This window comes from Litoreibacter meonggei, assembly GCF_003663885.1.
Taxonomy (GTDB): Bacteria; Pseudomonadota; Alphaproteobacteria; order Rhodobacterales; family Rhodobacteraceae; genus Litoreibacter; species Litoreibacter meonggei.
In genome coordinates this window covers 349811-362985 of the sequence record NZ_RCCE01000001.1, presented here as the reverse complement: position 1 = coordinate 362985, position 13175 = coordinate 349811, and the positions used below count along the sequence as shown (strand labels likewise).

General features: G+C 57.9%; 10 protein-coding genes, 1 tRNA gene and 1 pseudogene. 4 read left to right on the top strand and 8 right to left on the bottom strand.

The annotated features are described in order from the left end of the window. Positions 1-4: 4 nt before the first annotated feature. Positions 5-652, bottom strand: coding sequence for a pyrimidine 5'-nucleotidase (locus tag BCF46_RS01715; RefSeq protein ID WP_121022235.1), 648 nt, complete (start codon positions 650-652; stop codon positions 5-7). Positions 653-754: 102 nt separating this feature from the next. On the opposite strand from BCF46_RS01715, the gene BCF46_RS01710 reads away from it, so the two are divergent. Next, positions 755-1405, top strand: coding sequence for a GntR family transcriptional regulator (locus BCF46_RS01710; RefSeq protein WP_170157835.1), 651 nt, complete (start codon positions 755-757; stop codon positions 1403-1405). Here the strand turns inward: BCF46_RS01710 and BCF46_RS01705 are convergent. Further along, positions 1325-3313: a glycosyltransferase family 2 protein gene (locus tag BCF46_RS01705; protein ID WP_121021102.1), complete on the bottom strand. Its 1989-nt coding sequence runs from the start codon at positions 3311-3313 to the stop codon at positions 1325-1327. The two genes, BCF46_RS01710 and BCF46_RS01705, sit on opposite strands and share 81 nt — an antisense overlap. A gap of 60 nt (positions 3314-3373) precedes the next feature. Beyond that, positions 3374-4528: a glutamine-hydrolyzing carbamoyl-phosphate synthase small subunit gene (carA, locus tag BCF46_RS01700; protein ID WP_121021100.1), complete on the bottom strand. Its 1155-nt coding sequence runs from the start codon at positions 4526-4528 to the stop codon at positions 3374-3376. Positions 4529-4696: 168 nt separating this feature from the next. On the opposite strand from carA, the gene BCF46_RS01695 reads away from it, so the two are divergent. After that, positions 4697-5155, top strand: a complete 459-nt coding sequence (locus tag BCF46_RS01695; protein ID WP_121021097.1) for a GatB/YqeY domain-containing protein — start codon at positions 4697-4699, stop codon at positions 5153-5155. A 62-nt stretch (positions 5156-5217) separates the two neighbouring features. On the opposite strand, the gene BCF46_RS01690 is transcribed toward BCF46_RS01695, so the two are convergent. The 4 genes and pseudogenes from BCF46_RS01690 to lipB all read right to left on the bottom strand — a co-directional run. After that, positions 5218-6213 carry a GNAT family N-acetyltransferase gene (locus BCF46_RS01690; protein ID WP_121021095.1) on the bottom strand — a complete coding sequence of 332 codons (996 nt, stop codon included), beginning with the start codon at positions 6211-6213 and terminating at the stop codon, positions 5218-5220. Positions 6214-6330: 117 nt separating this feature from the next. After that, entirely contained in the window at positions 6331-6870 is a 540-nt protein-coding gene (locus BCF46_RS01685; protein ID WP_121021093.1) for a DUF2244 domain-containing protein, read from the bottom strand. A 6-nt stretch (positions 6871-6876) separates the two neighbouring features. After that, the gene (gene ctaD, locus BCF46_RS01680; protein WP_121021091.1) at positions 6877-8547 is read right to left on the bottom strand and encodes a cytochrome c oxidase subunit I; all 1671 of its coding nucleotides are present in this window, start codon (positions 8545-8547) and stop codon (positions 6877-6879) included. Between the two features lie 167 nt (positions 8548-8714). After that, positions 8715-9383 (bottom strand): annotated as a pseudogene (lipB, locus tag BCF46_RS01675) (lipoyl(octanoyl) transferase LipB); the annotation flags it as partial. A gap of 107 nt (positions 9384-9490) precedes the next feature. On the opposite strand from lipB, the gene BCF46_RS01670 reads away from it, so the two are divergent. After that, entirely contained in the window at positions 9491-10849 is a 1359-nt protein-coding gene (locus tag BCF46_RS01670; protein ID WP_121021088.1) for a peptidoglycan-binding domain-containing protein, read from the top strand. Between the two features lie 129 nt (positions 10850-10978). Continuing rightward, a tRNA-Leu gene (locus tag BCF46_RS01665) sits at positions 10979-11065 on the top strand. A 947-nt stretch (positions 11066-12012) separates the two neighbouring features. On the opposite strand, the gene BCF46_RS01660 is transcribed toward BCF46_RS01665, so the two are convergent. Then, positions 12013-12993 (bottom strand): autotransporter outer membrane beta-barrel domain-containing protein, encoded by a 981-nt coding sequence (locus tag BCF46_RS01660; RefSeq protein ID WP_170157834.1) that lies wholly within the window; start codon positions 12991-12993, stop codon positions 12013-12015. Between the last annotated feature and the right edge of the window lie 182 nt (positions 12994-13175).

Here is a 13175-nt window from a genome sequence, read left to right as displayed (position 1 = left end):
AGTGTCAGCGGGTCAGCTGGGTCAGAAAGCCGCGCAGGTCGTCGGTGTGGTGGTGGATGTGGTCATGCGCCAGAGGGTCGGGTGCCACATGCACGGTGCGCATCCCCAAAGCGTGCGGCACGGCGAGGTTGCGGGGGTCGTCCTCGAACATCGCGGATGTGCGCGGATCAAGCCCGTCTTGTGCGAAGACCTGCTCGAAGGCTGCATGGTCGGGCTTGGGATGGAAACCCGCATGCTCGACGCCATAAATCGCATCAAATATGTCTGATAAGCCGCGGGCTTTTATGACATTTTCCGCATATGGCGCTGTGCCATTGGTGTAGATGATTTTGCGACCGGGCAGGCTGGTGATGGCGTCCCGCAGATGCGGGTCGGGCGACAGAACGGTGAAGTCGATGTCGTGCACATCAATCAGGTAGCCTTCCGGTGCGACCCCGTGGATGCGCATGAGGCCCGCCAAAGTTGTCCCATGCTCGCGCCAGTATTTGGCGCGCAGATGGTTGGCCTCTTCACGGCCCACACCAAGCTCCCGCATCACCCAATCGATCATGCGAATCTCGATCTGGTCGAAAAGCTGCATATCGGGCGGGTAAAGCGTGTGGTCGAGGTCGAAGACCCATGTTTGGACATGTGTGAAGTGTTCTGCTGGCATGTTTGAGAACCTAGCGCAGATGTAGCGCGGTGCAACCGTGAAAGGTTGCACCATATGGGGGTGGCGGCTAGCTTGGCGTAACAAATGTGAGAGTTGCAAATAATGTCCATTGAAATGCCCGCCTCCAACGACGCGTACGGGTTGATCCTGCATGCGATTGATACCGGGATATACAAACCGGGCAGCCGCTTGGTGGAAAGCGAATTGGCGGACAGGTTCGGGGTGTCGCGCACGCCGATCCGTGAGGCATTGCAGCGGCTTGAGACCCAGTCAATGCTGACGCGCGACGGGCGGTCATTGATCGTGGCGTCGCTGGATCACAACCAGATGGCAGAGCTGTATACCGTGCGCACGGCGCTGGAAGGGCTGGCGGCGGAACTGGCGGCGCAACATGCCGCTGTGGAAGAGGTTAAGGTGCTGTACGCGATGGTCGAGGAAGACCACGCCTTCCTATCCGACCCGTCCAAGCTGTCGCAAGCAAACCGGCGGTTTCACCGGCAAATCCATCTGGCGTCGCATAACCAGTTTCTGGTTCAGCAGTTGGACCTTGTTTACCGCTCCATGGCGTTGCTTGCCACGACGTCGCTGGCGGCCGAAGGGCGCGGCGAGGTGGCCTTGGCTGAACATCTGGCGATTGTGCAAGCCATCGAGGCGCGGGACGGGGCTGCGGCGTCAAAAGCGCTGCGGGACCATTTGTCCATCGCCTTCCAGACGCGGTTGCGGATCGACGCAGGGGCGATCAATGCCGAGTGAGCTGTCGTTGGCCCCGCCGAACATGCCATGTTCGGTTTTGTCCCAGTAGAACGGGTTGAACAGCAGCTCCGCCAGTCCTTTGTAGGCGGCTACCGTGCCGAAGATGAAGTAAGCGGGAAGGGTGAGAATCCATCCGATATGAGGGCGTTTCCCGATATTTGCGGTGGCTGTGACAAAGACCGCCAAGGTCACAAGTTCTGCCAACAGGAAAAATCCCGACGCTCCGACGACCAAGGCTTTGGGCATCGGGTCGAATACGGGGTTTGGCCAGTCGAACAGGAATGTCAGCAGGCTCCACCACAGCACGGGGGCTAAAAAGAACGACATGAGCGTGCTCAGAAACAGGATTTGAAACCCGATGAATTTCCATGCCCCCAGTTCGCGCCATAACAGAACCGGCTTGCGCATGTGGACGCACCACGTCACCGCATAGCCTTTGAGCCAGCGGGAGCGTTGCTTGACCCATGGCCAGACATGGCTGTTGGCCTCTTCCTGAGTGACCGATTGCATCATTTCACACCGGTATCCGCGCCGTGCGAGGCGCATGCCCAGATCGGCGTCCTCGGTCACGTTATGGGCGTCCCATGCACCGAGTTTGACCAGCACATCGCGGCGGAAAAACAGCGTGGTGCCACCAAGCGGGATGGCGAAGCCAAGGCGTTGCAACCCCGGCAGCATGACCCTGAACCAACCCGCATATTCAAAGAAAAAACAACGCGATAGCCAGTTTGTTTTGGCGTTGTAGAAGCTGAGGATACCTTGCACGCAGGCCAGATCTGCGCCGCCTTCCGCAAATTTTCGGGCGACCTGATGAAGCTGGTCGGCATCCGGCGCATCTTCTGCGTCATACACCCCCACAAGCGAGCCGGAGGTGAAATCCAGCGCGTAGTTCAAGGCACGGGGCTTGGTTTGAACACCACCTTTTGGCACCCGCACGACCCGCATCCAGCGGGGCAAGCCGCCTTTGGTGAGGGCCTTATCGGTGACGGTGTCTGATGCCTCCACCACCAGACAAATTTCCAACAGCTCTTGCGGATATGACAGGCGGGCGAGGCGTTTGACCAAGGCACCGGCAATGTCGCGTTCGCGAAATAGCGGCACCAGAATGGATATTTTGGGAAGGCGTAGCGCGGGGCGCGGTCCCGTCACCGGAGCAGCGGGCGGGTGTTTGCGCAGAGCGATAACTGCACAGGCGGCTTTGAGCGCGCTGTTGAGGGCCAGTGCGAGACTTGCCGCCCCGAAGACCGACCAAATGAGCCATACCGGCGCGAAACACGCCCCCGCAACTGCGAGCGCCGCAACCGCCAACAGCACGAACCGCATCGCGCCTGTGGACCAGTTGCGGCAACTGTCTTGCGGTGCTGTGCGGTGCTCGGCCTGCACGGCGAGGGTGTCGCCGTATTGGACGTGGATTGCATTCTGGACGTCGCTTCGGGCGGCCAGAACGAATTTTGCATCGCTTAGCTCTGGCGGCAGTTTCACGCGAATGCTGGCGATCCGTTCGGGGTGGGCGGTGGCGATCACCACGCGGTTGCCGCGTTTTCGCCATGGCATGAAGCCCAGCCGCAAGCAGTCCTCCGCCGGAAGGAGCGCCGCAAGCCTTGGATCAGGTGGGGAAGCCTCGAGATTCACCAGATGGGTGCCGTGCTGTTTGGCTAGAATGCGCAGGATGTCTTCTTCTGCGACATGGCCTTGCGCGATCAGAATTTCACCCAAAGGTACGTTTTGGCGCGCTTGCAGGGCAAGGGCGGTAAGCAACTGCGGAGAAGTGATAAGCCCTTGATCTACCAGCAACTTGCCCAGCAGGGGATGGCTGCTACCACCGCCGTCTGGAAGAGTCGCGTCAAGATAGATCCGCTGATCAGAATGCGCGTCGATCCGAACAGGGGCTTTGAGTGGCGCATTCATCTCGCAATCTCCGGCGCAGCATATACGCCGGAACTTTGGATGATCTAGGTTAAGGGTCGGTTAAGCGGCGACGCTGGCCTTTTCCGCCATGGCCGCTGCGAACCGCTCGAACAGGTAGTAGCTGTCTTGCGGTCCGGGGGAGGCCTCGGGGTGGTATTGCACCGAGAACACCGGACGGTCCGCCAGTCGGATACCGCAGTTGGAGCCGTCAAACAGAGAGATGTGGGTCTCCAACACGCCATCGGGCAGCGTTTGGCTGTCGACAGTAAAGCCGTGGTTCATCGAGGTGATCTCGACCTTGCCGGTGTCCAAGTCCTTCACAGGGTGGTTGGCGCCGTGATGGCCGTGGTTCATCTTGATGGTTTTCGCGCCAAGGGCGAGCGCCAGCATTTGGTGGCCGAGGCAGATGCCGAAGACGGGAATATCCTTTTCCAGCACGCCCTTGATCATTGGCACGGCATATTCGCCCGTGGCCGCCGGATCGCCCGGGCCGTTGGACAGGAATACGCCGTCAGGGTTGTGGGCAAGCACCTCTTCCGCGGTGGCCGTGGCTGGCAGGACGGTGACGTCACAGCCGGCAGAGGCGAGGCAGCGCAGGATGTTGCGTTTTGCACCATAGTCGATGGCGACGACCTTATGGCCCGCTCCCTCACGCTTGGTGAAACCGTCGGGCCATGCCCAACGTTGCTCGTCCCATGTGTAGGACTGCGCACAGGTGACCTCCTTGGCGAGATCCAACCCTTCGAGCCCCGCAAAGCCGCGCGCGGCAAGGACCAAGGCTTCAAGGTCGAAATTGCCTTCGGGGTCATGGGCCATCGCCACATGCGGAGCCCCTTGCGAGCGGATCGCGCGGGTCAGGCGGCGGGTGTCGATGCCACCTAGGCCAATGCGGCCCGTCTTGGCCAGCCAGTCGGTCAGCTCTCCGGCGGCGCGCCAGTTGGACGGTTGGGTCGGGTCCCATTTGACGACCATGCCTTCGGCGACCGGATCAGTGGTCTCGTCGTCTTCGGGTGTCACGCCAGTGTTGCCGATATGGGGGAAGGTGAAGGTCACGACCTGGCCCGCATAGGACGGATCGGTCATGATTTCCTGATAGCCGGTCATGGCGGTGTTGAAGCACAGCTCGGCGGTGGTTTGGCCCGTGGCCCCGAAGCCGTGGCCGTAGAACACGGTGCCATCGGCCAGAACAAGACAGGCTGTCGGTTTGGCGGTCATGGCGGCTTCTCCCACAAAGCTGGTATAAAACTTGCCGATATCTACGGGTGGGCGTGAGGGGCGTCAACCACAGCGAAGGCCTTTTTTTCAACACGCAAAGCGGCTGTTGTGATGTCGAGGTGTTTTGGGTAAAAGACGCGCTTCACAAGGTTTCAGGGAAGGCACCTTATGTCCAACGACTTACGCACACGTATTACCGATGCTCTGAAAGAGGCCATGAAGGCCAAGGACGCCGCGCGTCTTGGAACTTTGCGGCTGATTAATGCGGCGATTAAGGATCAGGATATCGCTCTTCGGGTGGACGGCAAAAGCGTCGGCGACCCCGAAATTCTGGCGATTCTCGGCAAGATGGTGAAGCAACGCCAGGAAAGCGCGCGGGCCTATGAAGAGGGCGGGCGTCTGGAACTGGCAGAGCGCGAGCTGGCCGAGGTCAAGGTGATCGAGGACTTCCTGCCCGCGCAATTGTCCGAGAAACAAGCCAACGCTGCGGTAGACGCTGCGATCAAGGAAATCGGTGCCGAAAGCATTCGTGACATGGGCAAGGTCATGGGCGTACTGAAGGGCAAGTATACCGGCCAGATGGACTTTGGTGCGGTTGGACCGATGGTTAAGGCGCGGTTGGGGTAACAAGCCCCAGAAGCGGCTTGGCCGACAAGGCCACGCGCTATCGTGTGGCAGATCTGGTTATCTTACCGCTTGATGTACCAGACTATAGCCGGTTCATATCCTTCGTTTTGCAGAAGTGAAATCTTTGACGACCATGCCGCGGGGCAAACGATCAACGCCGCATTGTTGCCTCGGGATTTAAGAGCAGATTCGGCGGTTCTAAAGAGCGCAGAGGCGGCGGTGCCATTTTCGCGCAGAGCGTCATGACTCTCAAAGTCGGTATGGAAATAGTCATCCATGAAGCCGATTCCACTCACGTCGTGCGCAATTGGGAAATGCAGGGCTGTTGCTGGTTGAGACACCGCATAGCCCCGGAAAACGCCTTCGGTCTCAGACACAAACATGTCGCGGTCAGGGAGTGTTAGACTTCGGGACATCCAGTTGCCAAATCTGGTGTCAGCCTCGGGATGGGGTTTCCAAAAGCTGTGTAGATCATTGAGAATCTGCCGGTTGTCAGCGCTTGACGCCACGATGGCTGGAACGTCGCTTTCGGTGGCTTGTCGCACGCCCTTAAAGCCTGCGCTGGCGGTCAAACCGATCTTGGCAAAGTAGAGCGTTAAGGGCTCGTAGTTTTGTGCGGAGTATTCCGTAGCCCAAGCGCCTTCGGCGATTGATGATGCCAGCAAAACTTTTGCGCCGGCCTTGACCAAGTCGGCTTCGGCAGCTTCCAGCAATGATTGTGCCGTACCGTCGGGTGCAGCGTCTACGACGAAGCAATCCTCCATAATCAATCCCGGCGCGCCGAATTCTCCGGCATAGATCGGCGGAACGGGGAGCAGGATGCTATGGGTGAGTCCGACTATTTCTCCGCCGGATTCAGCAAGAAGCCATTGCTGGCGGAACGGCGGGTTTTCGTTCTCCATAGCGGTCTGAATGGACGAGGTAATTTTGTCCTGCGCGTCGGGTGCAAGTTTCCACAAGGTCGGGTTTTCGGCGGCGCGTTGCTTGGCATCAAGAACCAGAAGGTCAACCATAGGTTTCAGGTCGAGCAGTTCAGCGGGACGGATAGTGACTGACATATGCGCTCCTCTCGGTGAAGGTATTAGACTTGTTTTAACGCAGTGTTCGAGGTGACTAAAGTACGTTTGGTTGCAATGCGGCGAAGCGTGGAAACTGATACCATCAGTGATCTGTTACTAGCGCTTGTTGACTGCCAAGAACCGCAACTTCTCCTCCAGTTCTTCTTTCAATTCTGTCCGCTCTTCGGGCGTCAGGAATGCGCCTATCTCCACCTCGCGAGGGCCGCCGCGTAAGGTGAGGTAGGCCGCGACGGGTTTGTCGTGCGACACCACTTCCACCCAATACGGGTTGGTTGCCCAGTCCTGCCGCCTGCCATCCGGCTCGCGGCGTACAAGGGTGATGTGGTCGGGCCAGAGGCTCAACTCCTCCACCAGGTGACCGGAGCGATAACTGCGCATGATGAAGACCCAGAGCAGGGTGACCGTCAGCACCAGAAACGGCAGCAAGACCCAGATAGCGGCGGTGCCGATCAGGGGTAGCAGCGGGAAGGTGAGCATGACGCAGGTGATCGCGATGAAGAACACGAAGCCGCCACGGGGCAGGGAGCGGTGGGGCCATAGGACAACGCGGTAGACAGGCGCGCTGCCGTCGTAAGTAGAAAGGGCCTCGGGATAATCCGAGGCCCCTTTCGATAGGTTTATACGTTGGATTGGCATGGCCGCTTAATGGCTATGGCCTTTGTCCCAGTCCGACTGCTTGGGCAGGATCTCGAACGTGTGCTCTGGTGGTGGGCAGGGCAGGGTCCATTCCAACGTGTCCGCATATTCGTTCCACGGGTTGTTCTCGGTAACCTTGCGGCCCCATTTCAGGGTGTAGAACAGAACGCCGATGAAGAAGATGAACGACGCGAAGGACAGGAACGCGCCCCAGCTCGACACATAGTTCCAGTAGGCAAAAGCCTCTGGGTAGTCGATGTAGCGACGTGGCATGCCTTGACGACCCAGGAAATGCTGCGGGAAGAACGTCAGGTTGGCCCCGATAAACATTGCCCAGAAGTGCAGCTTGCCAGCCCATTCAGGATACATGCGGCCCGAGAACTTCGGCAGGTAGAAGTAGATCCCTGCGAAGATACAGAACACGGCGCCGAGGCTCATCACGTAGTGGAAGTGTGCCACGACGTAGTAGGTGTCGTGATAGGCGCGGTCGATGCCAGCCTGAGACAGCACGATGCCGGTCACGCCGCCAACGGTGAACAGGAACAGGAAGCCGAAGGCCCACAGCATTGGCGTTTTAAGCTCGATCGAGCCGCCCCACATGGTGGCGATCCATGAGAAGATCTTGATGCCTGTCGGCACCGCGATCACCATCGTGGCCATCATGAAGTAGGACTGCTGCGACAGGCTCATGCCGACTGTGTACATGTGGTGTGCCCACACGACGAAGCCAAGCGCGCCGATTGCAACCATCGCGTAGACCATTGGCAAGTAACCGAAGACCGGCTTCTTGGAGAAGGTCGCGATGATGTGGCTGATGATACCGAAGCCCGGAACGATGATGATATACACCTCTGGGTGGCCGAAGAACCACAGCAGGTGCTGGTACAGGATCGGGTCGCCGCCACCTTCAGGTTGGAAGAAGGTGGTGCCGAAGTTCCGGTCGGTCAGCAGCATGGTGATGGCACCGGCCAGAACGGGCAGGGACAGCAGGATCAGCCACGCGGTCACGAAGATAGCCCAAGAGAACAGCGGCACCTTGTGCAGCGTCATGCCGGGCGTCCGCATGTTCAGGAAAGTGGTGATCATGTTGATCGCGCCCAGAATGGACGACGCACCAGACATGTGAACCGCGAAGATGGCGAAGTCCATGGACATGCCAGCCTCGGAGGTGGAGAGCGGCGCATAGAGCACCCAGCCAACGCCGGAGCCAAGCTGGTCGTTGCCGCCGGGCGTCAACAAGGAGGCCACGGCCAATGAACAGCCAGCCACATACATCCAGTAAGACAGGTTGTTCATGCGCGGGAACGCCATGTCAGGCGCGCCGATTTGCAATGGCATCAGGTAGTTACCAAAGCCGCCGAACAGGGCAGGGATCACGACGAAGAACATCATCAAGATGCCGTGGCCGGTGATCAGTACGTTCCACAAGTGGCCGTTCGGGGTACAATCAGCAACAGCGGCAGCTGTCAAACGTGCGCCTTCGAGACACATGTATTGAACGCCGGGCTCCATCAGCTCCATCCGCATGTAAACGGTGAAGAGGACAGACACCAAGCCCATCAGGCCGGCGGTGAAGAGATACAAGATCCCGATATCTTTATGGTTTGTGGACATGAACCAGCGGATGAAGAACCCCCGCTCGTCGTGGTCATGTTCCTGGATGGCGGCGTCGGCCATGCGATTCTCCCGTTTCCACTCATTTTGCGTGGGGCTGTTGGTCCCCACACGAAGATCGGGGCAGAGTCGCCCCGTAATTATTCTTCCGTTTTAGAGACGATAGGCGGAAGGGGCAATGTTACAACCCATCGTAACACGCGCAAAATGTCGCATTTAGGGGCGGGTTTTTACGCCTTGTCCCCGAAAACCTGCTGGAAGTTGGATTTGAGAGCGACATCCAGGTCCGCCATGGTTACCGGAAGTCCCAAATCCACGAGTGAGGTGACGCCGTGCTCAGAAATTCCACATGGCACGATGCCGCTGAAATGCTCAAGATCGGGTTCCACGTTGATCGACAACCCGTGGAAGGTGACCCATTTGCGTAAGCGCACGCCAATGGCGGCGATTTTGTCTTCCGCCAAGGTGCCGTTGATGTGCAGCGGTTTGTCGGGCCGCTCCACCCAGACACCGACGCGCCCGTCGCGGATATGCCCGGCCACGTTGAACTCGGCGAGCGTGGCGATCACCCAAGCTTCAAGGTTTTGGACGTATCTACGGACGTCACGACCGCGCTTGTTCAGGTCTAACATGGCATAAGCCACCCGCTGGCCGGGGCCGTGGTAGGTGTACTGCCCGCCGCGCCGTGTTTGATGCACGGGAAAACGGTCGGGAGAGACCAGATCGGCTACGTCAGCAGAGGTTCCGGCGGTATAAAGCGGGGGGTGTTCAACAAGCCAAATGCACTCGGGTGCGGTGCCGCGATGGATGGCGTCAACGCGATCTTCCATGAAGGCGACTGCTTGCGCATATTCGGTCAATCCGTCGCTTGTGATCCATTCCAACATGGTGGTGACCTTTGCTTGAAAGGGTTCGTGCTTGTTTTTAAGCCTTTTTCTCTAGGCCCAACTTTGGTCTACATGTTACGATAACGCAGTTAGTATATTTACGTGTTCGGAGGAAATGCATGTTTTTTAAAAATATTACAATGGCTTGTGCCGCGGCAGCGATGATAACTGTACCGGCGACTCGTGTCTCGGCTGGTAGTGGAGACTTTGCTGCGGGTATCGTTGCAGGGGTTGTCGGCTCCGCAATTGTTCGCAATGCGGGTAAACAAAAACGGGTGGTTCGCCGGAAGACCTACACCAAAAAACGGGCGGTCGTGCCTTCCTATGTCCGCCAGGAGCGGCGCGAGATTCAAACTTCGCTGAACTATTTCGGTTTCCCTGCCGGCTCTCCCGATGGCGTGCTGGGGCGGAGGTCACGTGCCGCCATTTCCAACTATCAGGCGCATATGGGTTACCCTGCTACTGGTCAGTTGACGGATTACGAAAAGAACTTCCTGCTGCAAAGCTACAATCGTGCCATTACGGGCGGTGTCGCCACGTCGCAACTGATCGCGGCAAGCCCGTCCGGGCCGCGCGGTCTTCTGACCCGTTACCGCAACGAAGCAGCTGGTGTTGGAACGGCGGCTGTGGCTCCAGTTGCGCCCGCGACGACGATTGTCGTCGCACCGCAACCGCAAGTGTTGCAGCCTCAGACTTTGGGTGGAACGACGACGACAACCACGACTGTGACCGCACTCGCAGGCGCTGCAACTGTGGGCACGCCTCAGAGCGGATCGCTGCCTAGCTTTATGGGCAAAACTACCGCTGTGTCGCTGGCATCGCATTGCAATCAGGTCTCGCTACTGACCTCGACCAATGGCGGTTTTATGACCGCCGATACCATGGTCGACACCAATTTGGCCCTGAACGAACAGTTCTGCCTTGCGCGGACTTACGCAATCTCCGAGGGCGAGCAGCTATCGTCCAAGATCCAAGGCTTCACGCCTGCCCAGATCGCACAGCAATGCGAAGGCTTCGGCCCCGCATTGAAAGAGCATGTCGCGGCAATGTCTTTGAAGCCGCATACGGCTGTGTTGCAGGATGTGTCCAGTTTCGTGCTGAGCACGGGCATGTCGCCGGTCCAACTGGCGGGCACAGCCAAGATTTGCCTGTCGGTCGGTTATCGCACTGACAACATGGACGTCGCCATTGGCTCTGCCTTGTTGTTGGCTGTGTTGGGCGAGCAGGTCTATTCCGAGTTGATGGGCCACCACCTGGCGCAAGGGTTCGGCGTGTCGAAGCGCACTGATCTGGCGTTGCCTTGGTATGATATGGGGTTAACGGCTATCGAAAATGGCGCCACGCCGGTCTTCGCGCCGGGTCAGCCAGAGCGCAACGCGCTGTTGCGCAAAGCGTCCTTCTCGCTGGCAAGCAATACATCGGCAGTGCCTCAGGTGCAGCCTGCGTCGGCTTTGCCAATCTTCAAAGTCGACCAGTAAATAGCTTCAACCGTAGCAATTAGAAGGCCGGAGATGTTATGCATCTCCGGCCTTTTTCGTTCCATGCGTTTTTGCGCTTCACAAGGGCGGGGGGGCAGGCTAGAACGCCGCCCACATCCCTATGATTTTGCGGTCGTGGCGGAATTGGTAGACGCGCAGCGTTGAGGTCGCTGTTCTGTAACAAGAGTGAGGGTTCGAGTCCCTCCGACCGCACCATATGGATGACCTGGCATGTTATGAAACCAGAGGCATAAGCCTGTGTTGTCCATGCAAAGTCTGCCCTTTTGTTATACCGTGTGATTGGCGAGAAGGCTGAGCTGGTGCCATGAAATGGAAAACATGCAAAATTTGTTCAGCTAGCTGCGTCTTGCATGTAGCAAGCCTGTGGCAATTAATATTATTGCTCCACCAAGACTATATGCGCAAATCGCTAAAAGTAGGCCGCTCCCAAACATAAGACACAGACTCGCGGCGATAGCCCCGCCAATCGCGCTTAAGACCAGCATAAGAGGAAGAGGTGAGTAGTGTTCCAAAGTCAGCCTTCTCGACAAGCAAGGTTAAATTGAAGTCGCGTTTCACGTGCGGTGTCAGCTCGTTATGTGTGGAAACGCGCTAACATTGCGCCTACATAGATCGCCTACGCAGAGTTTGCAGGTCCGGTTTGCCTTACCGTTGTTCCATTAACAACTGGCCTTGAGCCTGCAACGAACAGGTTGCTTCGCCGTAGATAAGGAACCACATTTGATAGACTGCGCAGGATGTTAAATCGCGTGATCATGGTCATGGGAGGCCTGTGTTGCTGTTGCATGGATCATGACTTGATCACTGCCACATGCTCGAGATTTGGAACCTGTTTTCAGCCACTGAGTGGATGACGCGAATTTATGCCAACCCGCTTGGTTACGGACTAACTCCGCCGCAAGATAGATTCCGAATGCAAGATAGCTTCTGACTCGGTTGCCACGCACCAGTTAGCCGTTCTCGGTTCTGCAAGGCGTGGGAGAGCGTGCGAAAAGCCCGAACACATCAATTCACCGTAGCTTGACTGCTTGGAGTGCTTGGCATCGAGCGGGTATAGAACGAAACCAAACAATAGCTTGGATAGCTCTATTGCCGTAAATTCGGACGCAGCCTAGATGATCTGCGTTCTTCCAGACATCAGATCAGAACTGCCAGAAATACGCTGCACTGGCCCCCACGGTCGTCGTGCCTTCGGAGGTGCGCGATACGTTTGCACCAAGGTTCAACGCGCCAGTATCACTGATGATCGTCACGCCGCCGCTCAGGCGCGGGGTGGTGAAGCTATCGACATTGCCGAAGCCGTCATCATTGCGGACGTAGTCAATCTCGATGCCTGCATTCGGCAAGTAGGTTAAATTGCCCTTGTCGATCGGGTTGTAGTTCACGCCGGTACCAATAGTGGCAACAAAGCTTTTGATTTCGGTCGCGCCGTAGGCGACGACGGGGGCAACGCTGCTGAATGCAGGAAGCTTTTCGCGTACCGAGGCGATGCTGATGAATGGCGACAGCTCGGCGCGTTGCAACGGGATGCTACCGGTCAGGGTCAGGTTGCCGAAGGTCTTGTCTCCCGAGAACTGTCCTCCGTCGATATCGTAGTCGGGCTTGCCGAACCCGATGAATCCATCAAGGCTGAGCGAGTCAGACAGTCGCGCGGAGAAATAAGGCCCCACGGAGAAGCCATCGGCCTTGACCCGCTGTCCGCTCGGCAGATCAACCGAGGAGCGGTTGTAGCCTGCGATGAGACCCACAATAAGCGAGTCGCCAACAATCGTGTCGGCCCCGAAGATCAGGTTTGTCGAGTTTCCCGAATAGGTGCCGCTGAGGCGTTTGGTATCGACGGAGGTCCATGCCGACGAAATCCCCCCCCATGAAGGTGCGGTGCCGCCGGTCAGACTGGTGTCATCTTGGCGAACGGACGGCCGCGCCGTTCCACTGCGCCTTTTGGCGATGGCGTTGCGGAAATCGGAGATGTCAGATCCGACGACGGCCCCCAATGCTTCGGAGCGCGGGCTATCAATCGTATTGGATGTTGATTGGGCGTTGGCGACGAGCGGAGCGCCCAAAAGCGCGACGAGGATTGGAAGCGCGATCCAAGTGCGGCGGGCGAATTCTGGAGTAATCATGGAATAACCTTGGCTTGATGAATGCCCGATCATACCGCACTGAGCGTGCATTACCTATAGTCAACGCTTTGGAGTGTTTGTTGTGTCGATTTATTGGCAACAGACCGCTCACAGATGTTTGAGTTGCCCGAGTGAGTGTGAAAGCACCTCGCTTCCGCAAGGGGGCGAGGTGTCGTGTTGCT